This window comes from Sulfurospirillum barnesii SES-3, from assembly GCF_000265295.1.
Lineage (GTDB): Bacteria > Campylobacterota > Campylobacteria > Campylobacterales > Sulfurospirillaceae > Sulfurospirillum > Sulfurospirillum barnesii.
In genome coordinates, this window is sequence record NC_018002.1 from 1,744,327 (window position 1) to 1,763,055 (window position 18,729).

Annotated in this window: 17 protein-coding genes; 12 read left to right on the forward strand and 5 right to left on the reverse strand. The window is 38.3% G+C overall.

Features of this window, described 5'->3' with window-relative positions; genetic code table 11:
* Nucleotides 1–3 precede the first annotated feature (3 nt).
* Both SULBA_RS08765 and SULBA_RS08770 read right to left on the reverse strand, forming a co-directional pair.
* Nucleotides 4–363 (reverse strand): translation initiation factor, encoded by a 360-nt coding sequence (locus SULBA_RS08765; protein WP_014769930.1) that lies wholly within the window; start codon nucleotides 361–363, stop codon nucleotides 4–6.
* A complete protein-coding gene (locus tag SULBA_RS08770) occupies nucleotides 332–1,927 on the reverse strand; it encodes an ABC-F family ATP-binding cassette domain-containing protein (protein WP_014769931.1) in 1,596 nt (531 codons plus the stop codon). The genes SULBA_RS08765 and SULBA_RS08770 overlap by 32 nt, the downstream gene beginning before the upstream one ends.
* A gap of 139 nt (nucleotides 1,928–2,066) precedes the next feature.
* Between SULBA_RS08770 and SULBA_RS08775 the strand changes: the two genes are divergently transcribed.
* The 5 genes from SULBA_RS08775 (at nucleotide 2,067) to SULBA_RS08795 (ending at nucleotide 9,846) form a co-directional block, all read left to right on the forward strand.
* On the forward strand, nucleotides 2,067–4,343 hold the full coding sequence (locus tag SULBA_RS08775; RefSeq protein ID WP_014769932.1) for a bifunctional diguanylate cyclase/phosphodiesterase: 2,277 nt from the start codon (nucleotides 2,067–2,069) through the stop codon (nucleotides 4,341–4,343).
* A gap of 93 nt (nucleotides 4,344–4,436) precedes the next feature.
* Nucleotides 4,437–6,971 (forward strand): glycosyltransferase family 2 protein, encoded by a 2,535-nt coding sequence (locus tag SULBA_RS08780; protein WP_014769933.1) that lies wholly within the window; start codon nucleotides 4,437–4,439, stop codon nucleotides 6,969–6,971.
* A gap of 179 nt (nucleotides 6,972–7,150) precedes the next feature.
* Nucleotides 7,151–7,810, forward strand: coding sequence for a response regulator transcription factor (locus tag SULBA_RS08785; RefSeq protein ID WP_014769934.1), 660 nt, complete (start codon nucleotides 7,151–7,153; stop codon nucleotides 7,808–7,810).
* Nucleotides 7,811–7,882: 72 nt separating this feature from the next.
* On the forward strand, nucleotides 7,883–9,619 hold the full coding sequence (locus tag SULBA_RS08790) for an aldehyde ferredoxin oxidoreductase C-terminal domain-containing protein (protein ID WP_014769935.1): 1,737 nt from the start codon (nucleotides 7,883–7,885) through the stop codon (nucleotides 9,617–9,619).
* Complete coding sequence (locus SULBA_RS08795) at nucleotides 9,619–9,846, forward strand: MoaD/ThiS family protein (RefSeq protein WP_014769936.1); 228 nt, start codon at nucleotides 9,619–9,621, stop codon at nucleotides 9,844–9,846. The genes SULBA_RS08790 and SULBA_RS08795 overlap by 1 nt, the downstream gene beginning before the upstream one ends.
* On the opposite strand, the gene SULBA_RS08800 is transcribed toward SULBA_RS08795, so the two are convergent.
* Nucleotides 9,843–10,121, reverse strand: coding sequence for a MoaD/ThiS family protein (locus tag SULBA_RS08800; RefSeq protein ID WP_014769937.1), 279 nt, complete (start codon nucleotides 10,119–10,121; stop codon nucleotides 9,843–9,845). The genes SULBA_RS08795 and SULBA_RS08800 overlap by 4 nt on opposite strands.
* A gap of 63 nt (nucleotides 10,122–10,184) precedes the next feature.
* Here SULBA_RS08800 and SULBA_RS08805 point away from each other — a divergent pair, with 63 nt between their 5' ends.
* From SULBA_RS08805 to SULBA_RS08815, 3 genes are all read left to right on the forward strand, one after another.
* Nucleotides 10,185–10,970, forward strand: a complete 786-nt coding sequence (locus SULBA_RS08805; RefSeq protein ID WP_014769938.1) for a HesA/MoeB/ThiF family protein — start codon at nucleotides 10,185–10,187, stop codon at nucleotides 10,968–10,970.
* Nucleotides 10,971–10,992: 22 nt separating this feature from the next.
* Complete coding sequence (locus tag SULBA_RS08810; RefSeq protein WP_014769939.1) at nucleotides 10,993–12,210, forward strand: GGDEF domain-containing protein; 1,218 nt, start codon at nucleotides 10,993–10,995, stop codon at nucleotides 12,208–12,210.
* A gap of 66 nt (nucleotides 12,211–12,276) precedes the next feature.
* The gene (locus SULBA_RS08815; protein WP_014769940.1) at nucleotides 12,277–12,492 is read left to right on the forward strand and encodes a hypothetical protein; all 216 of its coding nucleotides are present in this window, start codon (nucleotides 12,277–12,279) and stop codon (nucleotides 12,490–12,492) included.
* A gap of 42 nt (nucleotides 12,493–12,534) precedes the next feature.
* Here the strand turns inward: SULBA_RS08815 and SULBA_RS08820 are convergent, their stop codons facing one another.
* Nucleotides 12,535–13,752: a tetrahydrodipicolinate N-succinyltransferase N-terminal domain-containing protein gene (locus tag SULBA_RS08820; protein WP_014769941.1), complete on the reverse strand. Its 1,218-nt coding sequence runs from the start codon at nucleotides 13,750–13,752 to the stop codon at nucleotides 12,535–12,537.
* A gap of 37 nt (nucleotides 13,753–13,789) precedes the next feature.
* A complete protein-coding gene (locus tag SULBA_RS08825; RefSeq protein WP_014769942.1) occupies nucleotides 13,790–14,914 on the reverse strand; it encodes an Mrp/NBP35 family ATP-binding protein in 1,125 nt (374 codons plus the stop codon).
* Nucleotides 14,915–15,019: 105 nt separating this feature from the next.
* Between SULBA_RS08825 and SULBA_RS08830 the strand changes: the two genes are divergently transcribed.
* The 4 genes from SULBA_RS08830 to SULBA_RS08845 are packed head-to-tail and all read left to right on the forward strand — an operon-like array spanning nucleotide 15,020 to nucleotide 18,677.
* On the forward strand, nucleotides 15,020–16,144 hold the full coding sequence (locus tag SULBA_RS08830) for a bifunctional 2-C-methyl-D-erythritol 4-phosphate cytidylyltransferase/2-C-methyl-D-erythritol 2,4-cyclodiphosphate synthase (protein ID WP_014769943.1): 1,125 nt from the start codon (nucleotides 15,020–15,022) through the stop codon (nucleotides 16,142–16,144).
* On the forward strand, nucleotides 16,141–17,028 hold the full coding sequence (locus SULBA_RS08835) for a response regulator (protein WP_014769944.1): 888 nt from the start codon (nucleotides 16,141–16,143) through the stop codon (nucleotides 17,026–17,028). The genes SULBA_RS08830 and SULBA_RS08835 overlap by 4 nt, the downstream gene beginning before the upstream one ends.
* Nucleotides 17,006–18,196 carry a sulfate adenylyltransferase gene (locus SULBA_RS08840; protein ID WP_014769945.1) on the forward strand — a complete coding sequence of 397 codons (1,191 nt, stop codon included), beginning with the start codon at nucleotides 17,006–17,008 and terminating at the stop codon, nucleotides 18,194–18,196. Before SULBA_RS08835 ends, SULBA_RS08840 begins: the two co-directional genes overlap by 23 nt.
* A gap of 7 nt (nucleotides 18,197–18,203) precedes the next feature.
* Nucleotides 18,204–18,677, forward strand: coding sequence for a phosphatidylglycerophosphatase A family protein (locus SULBA_RS08845; protein WP_014769946.1), 474 nt, complete (start codon nucleotides 18,204–18,206; stop codon nucleotides 18,675–18,677).
* The last annotated feature ends 52 nt before the right edge of the window (nucleotides 18,678–18,729 follow it).

Consider the following 18,729-nt stretch of genomic DNA (forward strand, 5'->3'; position numbering starts at 1 on the left):
TCTTTAAGCCTTAAAACGAAATCCCTCATTTTGTAAAATGGATTTGAGTTTTTCACGACATTCGCCTTGAAATTCCAACCACTCTTCTTTACATGTACCACCACTGCCTAATTTCTTTTTGACCAAAGAACACAGTTGCGTCAAAGCCTCTTTTGCTAGAAAAAAAGGTCCGACAATAGAGACAGGTTTACCTTGACGTTTTTCCATTTTAAGCACTAACAAATGCTTTGCAGGCTCTTTGAGTACTACGGGTCTTGAAGAGGTTTTCACCTCTTCAAACTGCCAAGCGCTATCGTTGTCTAAAGTGCTCCCTAGGCTAAAAGGGGTGTTTTTAACGGCCATACGTCTCTCTAAAAGCTTCATAATCGCCTTTAAAATCTGTCATTGTGCCATCAGGATGTAACTCGATAATGCGATTAGCAAATGCATCAATCAGCTCTCTATCGTGTGTCACACAAATAACATTACCTGAAAATTTAAATAATCCCTCACCCAAAGCAATAATCGCTTCCAAATCAAGGTGGTTATTTGGCTCATCAAGAACAAGAAAATTGCCTTTTTCTAGCATCATTTTTGAAAGTCCAATACGGTGTTTTTCACCACCGCTGAGCTGACTCACACTTTTTTTCTGCTCTTCACCAGAAAAAAGCATACGCCCTAAACACTTTCGAATTTCATCTAAATCTTTTTTTGCATCATACTGCTGTAACCATTCAAAAAGTTGTAAATCACCCGTAATCATATCGGTGGTGTTTTGAGGAAAATAACTCGGAATAATCGTTGCACCCCATTTTATGGTACCTGCATCTTTTTCCAATTGTTCCATAATAATATTACACAGTGTTGTTTTACCCACACCATTATGACCAATGAGTGCAATTTTATCGCCTTTTTCAACTTTAAAACTAATGCTATGAAGTACCTTTTGATCCCCATAACTCTTCTCAATCCCCTCGACTTCTAAGACTTCATTGCCAATATCACGCCCCGCACGAAACACAATACTCGGATCTCGTCTGGAAGAAGTTTGAATATCAGCAATATCCAATTTTTCAAGACGTTTTTGACGAGACGTTGCTTGTTTTGCTTTAGACGCATTGGCTGAAAAGCGGCGAACAAAGGCTTCAAGCTCCTCTTTCTCTTTGAGCTTCTTGTCTCTGTCCATCTCTTGTTGTTTGGCGATTAAATTCGCCGCCAAATACCACTCATCGTAGTTACCTGTAAATTCACGAATCTTTTTAAAATCCACATCAAGGATGTTGGTAACAACCGCATTTAAAAAGTGTCTATCGTGAGAGATAACCACCATGGTTCCCTCATGGCGAATGAGTTGCTCTTCTAACCATGAAATGGCTTCCAAATCAAGGTTGTTCGTAGGCTCATCCAAAAAGAGGACATCGGGTTTTGGGTAAAGCACTTGTGCTAATAAAATTTTAAACTTATCGCCACCTGTGAGTTCACTCATTAAACTCTCATGCATGGAGACGGGAAAACCTAAAGAGGCAAGGATTTTTTCAATATTTACATCCACTTCATACGTTGGGTCTTCTTCGGCACAAATAATTTCAAGTTCTGCCAAACGGTCATTGACTTTATCATCATCAAAATCGCCCGTAGCGTAAAGATGCTCTTTCTCTTTAATCGCATCATACAAACGCTTATTACCGTACATAACGGCATCTTTTAAGGTGTAATCTTCAAACGCATACTGATTTTGTCCCAAAACCCCTACTCTTAAACCATTTTCAATCGAAATATTACCGCTGGTTGCCTCTATCTGACGGGATAAAATTTTTAAAAAAGTGGTTTTACCTGCGCCATTGGCACCAATTAAACCATAACGCTTCCCTTTATCCAATTTTAAATTGATATTTTCAAACAATAATTGATGCGAAAAACGCATCGTAAGGTTGTTAACTTCTACCATTATTCTCTCTTTAATTTTTTCTAAGATTATACCTTTTTGGTGCTTTCATAAGGCTTTGCATAAAAGACAAATACCCACTTTTTTCTTTAAAAAATGTTACAATGCCTTAACCATCTTTTCTAAGCAAGGAATTGTACGTATGGCAATTATTAAGAAAAATATTTGGTTTATCTTTTATGTTTTATCTTTGATTGCTACTCTCTTATTTGCTACAGTATGTTATGCGACATGGAATAATGCTTACCTCAAACATCAAACTGCACAAGAAAATATCGTGGAACTTATGGCAAATGCAACGCATTCGCTCTTCAACACGTACGAACGCCTTACCGATATTTTGGGTATTGGGCTTTTAGAAAACAATTTACACAACATTCAAAATCATGTTCAACCACTTATTGATAATCCTGAAATGATTGCCCTTGGTATTACCACCCCAAAAGGCAAATTTATTTATGCTACTTCAGATAAAGACCCAACAAATATTCCCAATCTTCTTGAACTTCCACAAACCCGTGACTCTTTTTTACAAGCTCTGGCTTCTGATGGAATGGTTTTTGGACGTGTCTATTTTTCACCTCCTTTACAAAAATGGGGGATGCCTATTCGAAAAACGATTCGCAATGAAGCAGGTGAAGCACAGTTTGTTATTACCACCGTTCTCAAACATACCAGTACTTTTGATGCACTTTTAAGTGCCTTAAAGCATCGTCACTATCTCAACCTCTCTGTGATTCGAGACCATGACCTTTATTACCAATACCATTCAAATGGTCATCAAGATTACGAACGTGTTTATAATGCTCCCTTTTCTAAAGAAACCATGGAAAAACTCTTTACAACTGTTTTTGATACCCATGGCATCACACCTAAGGAACTAAAAAGCAATCAACTGCTTGTTTCTACGTTATATCAACAAGGTGAAAAAGGCTATTACCTCGCTTCTTTAAAATATAACAATACCTATCACCTTTGGATACTTTCGCAAACACCCCTGAGTCTTATAGTCAAAGAGTTTGTCCAAAAATCTTCTCTTTACTTACTTATTTTTTTAGGGATAGGAAGTATTTTCTTCTACCTTTTTCGTATCATCGCTAAAGCAGAAGAGGAGCGCAGAAAAGAGCTTTTTGAACAAGCCACTCACGATCAGCTCACCCTACTGCCTAATCGCTACTACCTTAAACAGTGTGTTCAACAATGGATTCATAAAGATGGCCCTGCTTTTAGCATGATTTATGTTGATATGGATCATTTTAAAACGGTGAATGATAGTTTTGGGCATCATTATGGTGATTATGTTCTGATACAAATTGCTAAACGTCTAAATGCCATTATGCCACCGCACTCTCTTATTGTTCGCTATGGCGGTGATGAGTTCGTTCTGCTTGTCTTGATTACCAAACATGAAGAACTTATGCATTTTGCCTCAAAACTTATTGAGACACTTTCTGAACCATACGTCATTACGCAACTGCATTTTAACCTTGGTGCAAGCGTGGGAATCGCTTGTTATCCTGAGCACGGTCATACGATTGACATGCTCCTTCGAGCTTCTGATATTGCAATGTATGAATCAAAAAAAATTAAGAACAGTGCGCACATTTTTGCCAGTGAAATGCAAGAGGGGTTTTTAAAAAACATTACCATTGAACAAGAATTACGAAAAGCAATTAGCAACCATGAACTTTTTATGGTTTATCAACCGCAAATTACCGCAGAGGGTTTTTATTATGGAGCTGAAGCTCTTATTCGATGGAATAGCCCGCTGCTAGGAAATGTTCCTCCCGATCATTTTATTCCTCTAGCAGAAGCTTCAGGTCTTATGCTAAAAATTGGTCGGCTTATCGTTGAAATGGTCTGCAACGATGTCAATGAATTGCATCAAAAACTCCAACACCCTTTTCATGTTTCGATTAATATCTCTGTACGCCAATTTATGGATCCTCATTTTTTAGAACATATGCTTCATGTTTTCAAGAAAACACAAACACAGTATCTCAATATCACCCTTGAGGTAACCGAGAATCTTTTTATTGAAGATTTGCACTATATTTTGCCTTTGTTGCATCAAATCCGAGATATGGGAATTGAGATTTCTATGGACGATTTTGGCACAGGCTACTCTTCGTTAAGTATGCTACGTCAATTACCGATTAATGAGCTTAAAATTGATAAAAGTTTTGTTGATACCATTGCCCATGATGTTGCCTCTGCAAAAATGATTCAAAACATCATCACGATTGGTAAAAATCTTAATATGCATCTCTTAGCAGAAGGGGTTGAGACAAAAGAACAAAAAGATATTCTTACGACCTTTGGCTGTGATCGCTTTCAAGGGTATTATTTTTCAAAGCCACTCCCAAAAGAGGAGCTTTTTCACTTTTTTTCAAAACACCCCTTTACATGTAAAGAATAAGACCTCATTTTTAAACAAACTTGTTGTAAAATTGTCACCATTTTTACAACAGTTTTATACTTAAACTCTACCATTTTTTTTTCGGAGCATCGATTGAAATATTTCAAATATGTCCTACTTTCTATGGTTATCACATCCCTTGTACACGTTTTCTTATGGACAAGAGGTGGTGATAAAATTGTCACGTCACCGCAAATTGGTGATAAAATAGAATCCCTCTCCTACACGCCTTATCGAGGATTTGAAAAAGCACCTAAAAGCGATGAAGAGATTGCTAAGGATATGAAAATTATCGAGCAAACTGCACGAAAAGTGCGAACCTACGCCATTGATGATGCGAAAAGGGTTTTAAGTAATTTAGCAGACAACAAACTCAAAGTCGATATAGGTCTTTGGCTCTCAGGCGATAAGGGTGCCAATGAGTATGAAATTGAAACTTTATTTGAACTAACCAAACTGTATTACCCTAAAATCGCTTCTATTATTGTAGGTAATGAGGTTTTGCTTCGTGCTGACTTGAGCCCTGAAGAACTCATAGCCTATATTGACCGTGTTTCAAAACGCACCCGTATTCCTGTGACAACGGCAGAAGTACAACATGTTTGGCTCACCAACAAAGAGCTAGCACGTCACGTCGATTTCATTAATGTCCATATCTTACCCTATTGGGAAAAAATTCCTATCGAACAGACCTTAGCTTTTGCCAAAGAAAAATACGATGCGATTGCAGCAATGTATCCTAAAAAGCCTATTACCATCGGAGAGTTTGGATGGCCAAGCAGTGGATACAATAATGAAAAAGCAGAAGCCACACTGACCAATCAAATTGCAGCCATCACTGGCTTTTTAGAGATGGCAAATGCTGAGAAATGGAGCTACAACATTGTTGAAGCGTTCGATCAGCCATGGAAAGGTGTGCATGAGGGAAGTGTTGGACCTTATTGGGGACTTTTTGATATTAACAAACAACCTAAATTTCATTTTATTAAGCAAACTGTTCTGAATCCTCTTTGGCGTTATCAAATGGCAGGCGCTGTCTTCTTTGGTTTACTCCTCACTTTTTTTGGTCTTCGTAATCAAAGGGTTAATTTTGCACATGCCATTACGTATAGCTTTGCGGCACAAGCTATGGGCTTTGGTATAGCTATGGCAGCAACCTATCCGTTTATTTATTACATGAACTTTGGTATGTGGGTCATGTGGACCATGGGTATTTTTCTGATGATTCCATTGGTGATTATCACCCTAGCTAAAATTAATGAGCTTTTTAAATGCACCTTAGGAATCGCACCAAAACGTCTGGCTCCTCTTAATCTTAAATCCGAACATGTTCCATTTGTTTCTATTCATGTTCCTGCCTACAAAGAACAACCCCATGTACTGATTGAAACACTTGATTCGCTTGCAAAACTTACGTACACAAACTATGAAGTATTGGTTGTTATCAATAACACAACAGAAGAGTTTTATTGGAAACCCATTGAAGAGCATTGTGCCAAATTGGGTGAAAAATTTGTCTTTTTAAACATTACATGTAAAGGATTTAAAGCAGGAGCACTCAATGAAGCCCTTAAATACACCAATGAAAAAGCAGAGATTCTAGCAGTTATTGATGCTGATTATGTGGTGGGTGAAAACTGGCTTATTGATTTAGTTCCTCTTTTTGATGACCCAAAAGTAGCCCTTGTTCAAGCACCGCAAGACCACCGTGATGGCAATGAATCGCTTATTAAACAAGCAATGAACGCAGAATATGCGGGATTCTTTGACATTGGTATGGTTGAGAGAAATGAAGAAAATGCAATTGTCGCACATGGCACGATGCTGATGGCACGCCTTTCAGCCATGCATGAAGTGGGGGATTGGACAACGTATACTATTGTGGAAGATTCAGAACTAGGACTTCGCCTTTTTGAAGCAGGCTATACCGCACATTATACCAACAGACGTTATGGATGGGGATTACTCCCTGATACGGTAGAAGCCTTTCGAACGCAGCGCCACCGATGGGCGTATGGTGCCATTCAAATTTTAAAACATCATTGGAGACGTTTTCTACCCTCTTCTAAAACATTAACGCCTTACCAAAAATACCATTTTGTAGCGGGGTGGTTCTTTTGGCTTTCCGATGCCTTTGGTGCGATGACTGCTTTTTTAAATATTTTCTGGGTTCCATTTATCATCTTTGTAGGAGTCACCATTCCTACCCTTCCATTAACACTGCCCATTGTTGTAGCCTTTTTGGTCAATATTTTACACGCTTCTATTTTGTATCGAACGCGGGTCAAAATGGGCATAAAAGAGACGGTATTAAGCGCTATTGCGTCTATGAGTCTGCAATTGGTTATTTTTAAAGCGGTGTACGATGGTTTTGTTAAAGATGGTCTTCCTTTTAAACGCACCGAAAAAGGTGGAAATACAAAAAAAACCAATACCAATCCTATCCGTCATGAGATGATTTTAGCAACCCTGCTTACTATCTCCTTTTTTGCTCTTTATTTTACAAACTATACACGCATTACTGAAATTTATGTTTTTTCCTTTACGCTTTTAATTCAAAGTATCCCTTATTACTCTGCTATTGTTCTACGCATTATCGAACTTCAATCCCTAAAACCTAAAAAGTAGTGGCTTTTGCCACCACTTTTTAGCACAAGTGTGTAAAAAAAGATATGCCTAAAAAGCATATTTTTGTTTTTCACGTTTTGTTTGACACCCTTAGAGAGTAAGCTTATAATAGATGTAGCTTTGTGCTTTAACATACGAAACTAACTATTATTTTATGAATCTAAGTGAGATGGGTTACGATGAAAATGCTACTACTCGAAGATGATATATTACTGAATACTGCCATTACACATTATCTAAGCTCTATTGGACATGCCATAACATCGGTACGTGATGGAAATGTTTGTTTAAATGTACTTCAAACCAAAACATTTGACCTTTTAATCTTTGACATTAATGTTCCCAATATTGATGGGCTTAGCATTATTGAAAAACTCCATGCTATGAAAAAAATGGTTCCTGTTATCTTTATTTCAACACTGATTGATATTGAAGATATTACAAGAGCTTTTGAACTGGGTTGTTTCGATTATTTAAAAAAACCTTTTCATCTTAAAGAGTTGGGACTTAGAATCAATAAAATCGCACAAAGTAAACCTATAACGCTCTGTCACAAAAGACTCTCAAAATGCTATAGCTATAATTCAGAGACAATGGCGCTTTATTTTAATGATACTCCTGAAGTGCTCTCTAAACGACAACTAAAAATTATTGATTTTTTAGCGCACAACAAAGGTTTTGTGTGTAGTTATGAAATGTTTATGGAACATGTATGGGATGATGTAGATGTGGATATTCCAACGATTAGAGCTGAAATAAACCGTTTAAAACACCTATTAAAGGAAGATTTTATAGTAAACATAAGGGGAATAGGTTATATGGTAAAACGCTCAGAATAGTTAGGCTATTTTGGCGCTATTTTTTTAGAATACTATTACAACATAAAACAAAACTTTAACAAAGGAGTTAATATGGCTGATCTAATTTATCGTGTCAACATGACCAATCTTAGTTTTAAAATTGAAGAGGTTCCTGCTCAGTGGTTAGGGCTTGGTGGCCGTGCGCTCACCTCAACTATTGTTGCACAAGAGGTCGATCCAGAGTGTCATCCTCTAGGCCCCAATAATAAACTTGTTTTTGCCCCTGGACTTCTTTCAGGAACATCTGCATCTAATTCAGGTCGTAACTCCTGTGGCGCTAAAAGCCCTTTGACAGGTGGTATTAAAGAATCAAACGTTGGTGGTACGAGTGCGGGTATTATGTCAAAACTTGGTGTTAAAGCATTGATTATTGAGGGTATGCCTAAAAATGAGAATGTTTTTTATCAATTACATGTAACCAAAAATAAAGTTGAGTTTATTGAAGTGCCTGAGCTTGTAGGGCTTGATAACTACGCTGTTTTAGATGCAATCGCTGCAAAATATGACAAAAAAGTAGCCGTTATGACCATTGGTCGTGTAGGTGAAATGCGTATGAACCTTGCGAATATCTCTGTTAAAGATCCTGGCGGAAAACTCAGAAGTCATGGCCGTGGCGGTCTGGGTGCTGTTATGGGTTCTAAAAAAATTAAATGTATCACGGTGGATGCTGAAAACTATAAAGAAGTCACCATTGCTGATCCTGAAAAATTCAAAGAAGCCAGTAAAGTTTTCACCAAAGCGCTTCAAGAAAATCCTATCAGTGGAGAGGGGTTACCTGCATTTGGTACCAACGTTCTAGTTAACATCCTTAACGAAGCAGGTGGTCTTCCAACCCGTAACTTTAGAGCTGGAAATTGGGAATTTGCTGAGAATATTTGTGGTGAAACCATGGCAGAAAATATTAAAGCAAGAGGTGGAAAAACAACCCATGGTTGTCACGCAGGTTGTGTTATCCAATGTTCACAAGTTTATAACGACAAAGATGGCAATTACCTCACATCAGGCTTTGAATACGAGACCATTTGGGCACTTGGTGCAAACTTTGGTATTAAAGATTTAGATTTAATCGCCAAAATGGATGGATTAATGGATGATTTGGGTGTAGATTCTATCGAAACAAGCGTCACATTAGGACTTGCAGTGGATGCGGGTATTTTAGCGTACGGTGATGGCGAAAAAGCGTATGAGCTTTTATCAAAAGATTTACCAAATGGTACAGCAATGGGTCGTATTATTGGTAGTGGCACCCATATTTTAGGAAAAATTTATGGTTTAGTGCGTGTTCCAACCGTTAAAGGTCAAGGTATTCCAGCGTATGAGCCACGTGCGGTAAAAGGTCAAGGTATCACCTATGCGACCTCAACCATGGGCGCAGATCATACTTCAGGGTACGCTGTTGCCACCAACATCCTTAACAGCGGTGGTCATGTTGATCCACTCAAAAAAGAAGGACAAGTTGATCTTGCACGAAATCTTCAAATTGCAACTGCAGCGGTTGATAGTACAGGTATGTGTATCTTTGTTGCCTTCCCAGCCCTTGATGATCCAAAATGTTTACCTGCCTTAGTTGATATGATCAATGCACGCTTTGGATGTACTCTTACAATCGATGATGTGGTCAATTTAGGTAAAACTATTCTTAAAACTGAACATGAATTTAACATCAAAGCGGGTCTTAACAGTGCGGACGATAGACTACCTGAATTTATGAAATATGAAGTACTACCTCCACACAATGTGGTTTGGGACTTCACAGGAGAAGAAATTGATGCGTTCTGGAATTTTTGATGCACGTTTTTGTTAAACTTTTTGCTCAATACCGAGAAGGTCGCTTTAAAGCAGAGCAAAAAGAATATCCCGAAGGTACAACCGCACAAACGGTCATAGATACACTTGATCTTGAGAGTGTATCGCCTTTGGGTGTGTTAATGGCAAATGGGAGACATGTTGATGTATCGTATGTGCTACAAGAGGGCGATGAAATCGCTCTCTTTCCAAAAGTGGGTGGAGGTTAATGCTCTTCTTTTAAGCCTGAGAGAAGTCTGTACGAACCAGGCGTTCCTGGAGGCAAAAGAGCTACCCTATCCCCTTCCTTTAAAAGGGTTTCTTTCGAACTAACCGTATGGTTTAAAAAGACTGCTTCAACATCACTTTGTTTCAAGCCCAATGAATCAATCAAATCAACCACGCGTGTTTTATCATCAATCATCCATTGTGCATCCAAATAAGGGATCCCTTTTTGTGCCAATTTTTCACGTAAAAAGGAAAAAGCATTGAGTATAATATACATCGTCATTCTCCGCTACTATCAAGATAAAGTCTTGTCCATATTATAGCTTAGAAAGGAAACATTATGGAGCGTTTAGATTTTTTACGTACACATTTAGAAGAAGGTTTTTTACCTTTAAAAACAAGTTTTGAAGCCATGAAACGCTTTACATGTAACTTTCGTGACATCGAAGAGGAAGCACTTAAGGCAGGTATTTTACCCCTGCGCTACAAACGCAACCAAAAGACCATTTCCACACAAGAACAATACACATTATTTCAATCGCATGTGGTAATTATTGGCTGTGGCGGCTTAGGCGGATTTGTGAGTGAGATGCTCACACGTATTGGTATTGGAAGATTAACCCTCATTGATGGTGATGTTTTTGAGGAGCATAATCTCAATCGTCAAAATTTTTCAACCACAAAAACACTTGGACGCTTTAAAGCAGAAGTTGTAAAAGAGAATCTTGAAGCCATTAATCCTGCCTTACATGTAAAGGCTATCAGCCGTTTTTTTGATCCACATAGCGATACTGTTTTACTCAAAGATGCCGATGTTGTTGTTGATGCACTGGATAATCCAGATCTAAAATGCGCCCTTGCCGACCTGACTCAAGAAGAGCATAAAGCATTTGTGCATGGAGCTATTGCAGGGTATTACAGTCAGTTTGCGAGTTGTACGCCGCTTCATCATCTCTACAAAGAGAAAGGAGATGGTGTTGAAAAAAAATCAGGCAATCCCTCCTTTACTGTTTGCTTTGCCGCTGCTATTCAAAGCACTGAAGTCATCAAACTACTCTTAGGGAAACCTCACTTACAAGCCCCTTTGATGGGAGATTTATGGGAATATGAGCTAATTTCGCTATAATCGCACAAAAACGAGGAAGTGCATGCAACGATTTAAAGAGGCTTTTTTCACCTTTCATACACTTTGCTTTGGGATGATTTTAGCGGCTGTATTGATCAGCTACTTTCATCTCTTGCCCAATTATCTCTACTACTTTGTTTGGCAAAGCACCTTTCTCTTTTTGTTTATTTCCCTTGCATTGAGTCTTTATTTTAACAAGAGTAAACTTTTCGTTTTACTGCTTTTTCCTCTTTTTTTTACACTTTGTTTGGCATTTCCCAATACCTTATTTTCAAAACTCAGTGTCTCTGCTTTTTGGCATATTGCTCCACTAATAAGCGCCTTTGGCTATTTACTGATTTATGCCTTGCAAGAGCGTGGACTTTTTAGCAGTTTTGGAGCCCTTCGCACAAGCGTGGGTGTTTTCATGCTTATCCTTGGCTATATGGGGCTCAATGCTTTTTCACCTTCACTAGAACAAGCACTGGATACGCCCATTTTACATGTAAGCCTTCAAGGATTAAGCAAAGCCAGTGATTTTATTCTTATCATGTCGTTTATTGCTCTGCTTTTTATTTTTTTAATTTCCCTTCTTTTTGAAACACAAAGCCAAAAAGCTCCTTTTTGGATGCTCCTTGCACAAATGATGCCCTACCTTTTTTTACAAGACAGTAATGCTTTTGTACTCTTCGCCCTTGTTAGTACACTCATTGCTATTACCGCACTGATTCACGATGCGTATCGCATGGCATACATTGACACACTCACAGGAATTCCTTCAAGAAGAGCTTTAGAAGAGCGTTTTTTACGTTTAGGTTCTTCGTATCTTATTGCTATGGTTGACATTGATTTTTTTAAAAAATTTAACGATACGTTTGGACATGATATTGGCGATGATGTCTTAAAATTAGTTGCAAAAGAGTTAACACACGTTAAAAATGGAGGAAAAGCCTTTCGTTATGGTGGCGAAGAATTTACTATTTTGTTTAGTGGGAAGAAAAAAGAAGAGTGTATTATGGCATTAGAAGAGGTGCGAGAAGCCATCTTCCGCAGAGGCTTTGTCATTCGTGATAAAAATCGCCCTCTAAAACCTCCAAAAACAGGACAAAAACAAGCACCGCTTAAAAAAGAGCGCCTTTCTGTCAGTATTGGTGTGGCACTTTCTCAAAAAGGAAAGACACCTTATGATAGTATTAAAGAAGCTGATGCAGCCCTTTACAAAGCAAAGGAGAGTGGAAGAAACTGCCTAATTTGTGCATAATTTATGCACAAATACACTCTCAATTGTGCTACAATGTGACGAAAAAAGTCTTCTAAGGAGCGTCACATGGACACGAACTCACTTAAATGCTCACTTATGGAATGTAAAGCACGCTTACGTGACGTTGACAAAATGAGTTTAGAAGAATTAGAAGAGTATGCAACCCGTTGTGCTACGTGTGGCAATTGGATTTTAAAAGACCATGCTATTGCTAATCAAACCTATCTTAAAATTTCAACAAAATGGGCTGAAAAATTTAATCAATCTTTATTGGACACATAACTAAACGTGAAAGGAGCTTTTACAAACTCCTTTCAAAATAAATCAGTGCAACTCACTGTTAAGTTTTATTTCTCGTTTGCTACGTGTTGCAATAATCATCCCATTAACACTGTTTTGGCGGAAATGAATGCCATGAAGACCTGAAAGTTCTAAGCCTTTAAAAAACACCATCTCTTCTTTGCCTGCTTTTTTAAGCTTTACTTTTGGATTGGCTTCGACAATTTTGGCAAGCTCACTGGCACTTACGCCAATTTTTGTTCCCTCTAAAATTGCAATACCCGCATCCACAATACAGCCATCTCCTAAAGGAATACCTGTGACTGAATTTGCACCTAAAAGCGTGTTCTCACCAATGCTCACAGGATTGCCATTGGTACCACTGAGTACGCCTAAAATACTTGCACCACCACCAACATCACTGCCCCGACCTACGACAACTGAAGAACTAATACGTCCTTCAACCATTACAGCACCTGTGGTGCCTGCATTGAAGTTCACGTAACTCGCACCTGGCATAATGGTAGTACCCGCATGTAACTGCGCACCCATTCTTACTTTGCTAGTATCTAAAATACGTGTATTATCCGCTGGAATAATATGCGATAAAAAGCGTGGAAATTTATCAACAGACTCAATCAGTGGATATTCACCCATCAGTTTCATCTCAATCTCATGCTCTCTAAGCCATGCAAGCTCAATAGGCTGACCAAAAGACCATGCCACATTTTCCAACACACCAAACGCACCCGTTAAATCAACTGTTCGAAGCGCTGCCTTACCTGTAGAGAGTGCATAGAGTTTCAAATAGACCGCCTCAGGACTTAAAGGCTTATCATCTTCAAATAAAAAGACAATGCGATACTCTTTTTTCAATTTTTCAGTCTGAGCAATCCAATCAAGTGTTTTAATCACTTGAACATTTTTATGCGCATCGCCAAAGGCAAGATTTAAGTAGGGAGTAAAGGCATTCATAGCATTTCTCACAAACTTTTTTTTCACATCATAAACAAACTCACTGCTCGTAAAATCAACATCCACACCGCTGGCTTGCAATGCTGCAATAAAAATAGCCGCACTTCCAAAATTTTCATTCCAGTTAACAACAGGAAAACTGGCTTGAAGAATCTTTTCAGGGTTTAGTTGCCCTCTATCCACCCGTGCAATACCAAATGCAATCGGTCTTCTATACCCCTCTTGTGATTCAATTTCACTTACCAATGCTGCAAAATCAGCTTCATCAATACTCACACGTACTGCCATGACCCCTCCTTTAATGACAATTTATAAACCATATGACTTATTTGCTTGAACACGCACTGGGGCTACCATTCACACCCATGGTTGGCTGAATTGCCTCGTTGCTTACCCCACCCTCTTCATTGACTTTTTCAATGCACTCCCAAAGTTTACGTGCTGATTCTTGGTAGCGCTTAGCGGTTTCACTGCTTGGATGGAAAAACGTCACAGGTTTTCCTGCATCACCACCCTCACGTACGGCTGGCTCTATTGGAATTTCACCTATAACAATTGTATTAAACTTCTCCGCCAAAGGCTTTGTGGTTCCCTTACCGAAGATATCATACTCTTTATTCGTCTCAGGGCAGATAAATCCACTCATATTTTCCATGATTCCTGCAATAGGAATGTGTAATTTTTGGAACATGTCTAAGCTTCGCTCGGTATCATCAAGCGCAACTTGCTGAGGCGTTGTTACACAAATACCCGTTGTAACAGGCACACTTTGTGCTAAAGTCAGCTGTGCATCACCTGTTCCTGGAGGCATATCGATAAAAAGAACATCCAAATCGCTCCATAAAATATCACGCAAGAGCTGCTCAATGGCTTTCATAATCATTGCTCCTCTCCAGATGAGTGACTGACCACCCTCCATTAAAGAGCCCATACTCATCATCTCAACCCCGTATGCAACAATTGGCTTTACTTTTTGACCCACAATCTCAGGATGTGTATCAACCACGCCCATCATACGAGGCACATTAGGTCCATAAATATCAGCATCCAATAAACCTACTTTTTTGCCCTGACTTGCAAGCGCAATGGCTAAGTTAACGGTGGTGGTGGTTTTACCAACACCTCCTTTTCCTGAGCTTACCATCACAAAATTTTTAATGTGTGGAGCCATATTTTTACCCGATTGTGAGTTGCTTTTTTCAACAGGAGGTTTTGGTTGTTTGACAACAACATCTATGCGCCCTGCCCCTAAATCTTTAATAGCTTTTTCAATCGAAGCTTTTAATTCCTCAGCCACTTCTTTACTTGAAGAGACAATTTCGGTCTCAACATAAACATTATTCTCTGATACTTCAATGGCTTTTACAAATCCAAAAGTCACAATATCTTTTTCAAAACCTGGGTACTTGACCCTACAAAGCGCTTCTTGAACTCTCTCTTTATTTAACATTTTTAACCTCACTTGCTTTAAGTAGTGGCGGAATTTAACACAAAAAAGATAAAAAAAAGCTTTCAAAATGTATAATATCGCAACACTTCAGAAAAAGGACAAAGTTTGCCCGAATTAACCCTTATTGTGTTGGGAGCTGGAAGTTCATCACGCTTTAACCAACGTGTTAAAAAGCAGTGGTTACGCATTGAAGAGACGCCATTGTGGCTTTTTGCAACCCAAAACCTTCAACATCTTTTCCCTTTTACTCAAGTCATTGTGACAACAAGCCCAGATGAAACCTTTTACGCACAAAAATTTAGTAATACTATTCACTTTGTAGAAGGCGGTAAAAGTAGACAAGAATCTTTACACAATGCCCTTTTACATGTAAACACACCCTACGTCTTAGTCAGCGACAGTGCACGTCCGTGTATCGATCAAGCGATGCTTGTACGCCTCTTAGCTGAAATGGAAAATGCTGACATCGTTGTGCCTTATGTCCCCGTCGTTGACACCGTGGTTTTTGAAGAGGCAACCATTGATAGAGATGCTGTAAAGCGTATTCAAACCCCTCAACTCTCCCGTACAGAATCTTTAAGAAAAGCACTAGAAACAAAGATCACATACACGGATGATAGCAGTGCCATTAAAGCATTAGGGGGCAAGGTTGCGTATGTCTTAGGCAGTGAACGAGCAAAAAAACTTACATGTAAAGAAGATCTTCACGACATGGCTTGCCTTAAAGCACCTAGCACGCATGCTTTTGTAGGTTATGGATTTGATGTTCACGCCTACGAAGAGGGCAAAGCCATGATGCTAGGAGGCATTTGCGTCCATGACACAATTGGCTTTAAGGCACACTCCGATGGTGATGTTGCCATTCATGCACTTATTGATGCGCTTTTAGGGGCAGCAGGAGCAGGCGATATTGGTGAGCTTTTCCCAGACAATGATCCACGCTATAAAAATATTGATTCTAAAACATTACTCAAGGAGGTGTGTGCCTTTATTCATAAAGTAGGCTTTGACATTAGCCATTGTGATATTGCCATCATGGCGGAATTCCCAAGGCTTAGCCCTTTTAAGGATGCCATACGTTTTTGCCTTGCTGACATTATGGAGCTCTCCCCGATTCATGTCAATGTTAAAGCAACCACGACAGAAAAATTAGGTTTTGTCGGTCGAAAAGAAGGTGTCGCCGTCAGTGCGACTGCTACATTACATTATTATGATTGGACACATGTATGAAGATTTTAATTGTCGAAAATGAAATTTATCTTGCCCAAAGTATTGCCTCCAAACTAATGGAAATCGGACATTTATGTGAAATTAGTACCAGTATTAAAGATGCCTTAAAAGATGAAAAATACGATGCCGTACTTCTTTCGACGAATATTTCAGGTCAAAATTTTTACCCTGTCATTGAAAAGCACCGTAACTCTATTATTATTTTAATGATTTCTTACATTAGCAATGACACAGTGACAAACCCTATTAAAGCAGGGGCGTGTGATTACATTCAAAAGCCTTTTATGATTGAAGAGCTTATGCGCAAACTAAGACATCTCAATGATTTTAAAAATCTTAAAAAAGAGAATGAAACCTATAAAGAGTATGTCACAAACCTCTTTGCCAGTGCCCAATTAGAACCCATTGACAAAAAAACAAAATTCCCTCTTTTAATTAAAACAAATTTTCAAAAACATGCCGATGCATTGGTCTTTCACTACGCACAAATGAGCAATGAAACCTTTACCTTTATTTCGCTTACACAAGGCAATGCCTTCGAAAAAATCACACGTGCAAACAACGATGAACTCTTATATGTGATTGATTTACAAAACTTAAAACGCAGTGAAAAAATAAAAGCATACACTGTATTAGAAGGTAAACGTGCGATTATTTGCAGTACAGACCCTAATGAAGAGAGTACATTTTCTGTCCTTGAAATCAATACTGAAAGTAAAGTTTTAGATCAAGGTGATGTGTTAAGTATTGATGAATATGTCAAATACGTTATTTATCATTTTCAAAATAAATTTCCCGATACAGAACTCTCAAAAAAATTAGGAATTTCTCGTAAAAGCTTATGGGAAAAAAGGAAAAAATATGGAATCAACAAGAAAAAATAATCAACTCTATCTTGATAATGAATTTTTAGCCACACTTGCCCTTGCCAAAGAGGGTATTTTATACCCTGTAGACAAGCTTATGAATCAAGCCGAAGCACAGGAAGTTGAAGAGAGTGGCTATTACAAAGGTAAGCCCTTTCCTTTTCCTTTTATTATTGCACCAGCGGGTGAAAAAAACAGAGAAACCCTTGAAAAGGCTCAAAAAGGGGAAACTTTAGACTTATTTGTTGATGGTAAAAACAGAGGTTTTATCATTGTAGAAGAAGTGTTTAAAATTGATAAGAAGCGACGGATTGAACAGCTTTTTGGAACGTATGACCTCTCTAACCCTGAAACGCAAATCTTTCTTAAGCGCTTGGGTGATTATGCCATATGCGGCGAATATGAAGTATGGTTTGATGATATTAAACAAATAAAAAATAAAATTGAAGCAGCAAAACAAGAGCTTGATGCTAAAAATGTTGCTGCAATTATGATCAATGCCAACCCCTTTCACCGTGCCCACGAAAGGGTTATTCGTATGACACTTGAGAAGTATGATTTATTGGTTATTTTCTTACTAAAACCTTATAAACAAGATATACTCTCTTATGATTTACGCCTTAGGACATTACAATATTTTGTAGAAAATTATCTTCCAAAAAATAGAGTAGTGATTGTTCCTTTTGAAAATACCTACCTCTTTTCAAGCTATAAAAATGCTATTTTAGACAGTATCTGTGCTTCAAATTATGGATGCAATAAGCTGATTTTAGGACAACACCACAGTGGTATTGGCGCCTATTATGACAAAAATGAGATGAAATCCTTGTTGGATCAATACAGTGACCTTGCCATTGAAATTGAAATTATTGCTGAATTTGTCTATTGCGATGAGTGTAAAACCTTGGTCAGCACAAATACCTGCCCACATGGTGCACACCATCACATTAAATACCATTCAAAATCCTTGCTAGAAATTTTAAAACTAGGCATGCTTCCTCCTGCTATTTTTATGCGAAAAGATATTTCGGCGATGCTTTTGAGTGAATTGTTTAAACACCGTTTTGACAATATCAGCAGAATTTACGATGCCATTTTCCCTAACAATGGACTTCTTGAAAACCATGATGAAAAAGATTTTTACCTTGAGCTCATGCGTTTGCACCAAACCACATCACTTACATAGGAACCGTATGCGCCCAAATATTTTTTTAACCTTTTTCTACTCTGGACTCTCTCCCAAAGCATCAGGTACAGCAGGTTCTCTACTGGCTTTGGGCATGGGTGTTGGTATTATTAATTATATTTCCATGGAAACCCTTGTCTTACTTACGATTCTCTTTAGTTTGGTTGGTATTAAAGAAATCAATACTTATGAAGCAAAAAGTGGCAATCACGATGACAAACGCATTGTAATTGATGAAGTGGTTGGAATGTGGATTGCGCTGATTTTAAGCTCGTCTACACCCATTCAAATTGCTCTAAGTTTTATATTTTTTCGTCTTTTTGATATTTGGAAACCCTCGGTTATTGGAAGAATTGATCGTAATATTCAAGGGGGACTTGGGGTCATGGGAGATGATATGGTAGCAGGTGTTCTTGCTGGAATTTGTAGTGCTGGTGTTTTTCAACTTATGGGTATCGCTCAAAACGCTCTCTTAAATTAAAAAATTACTTTTTTATCACAGATAAGCCATAAGTGATAAGAAACTATACTTT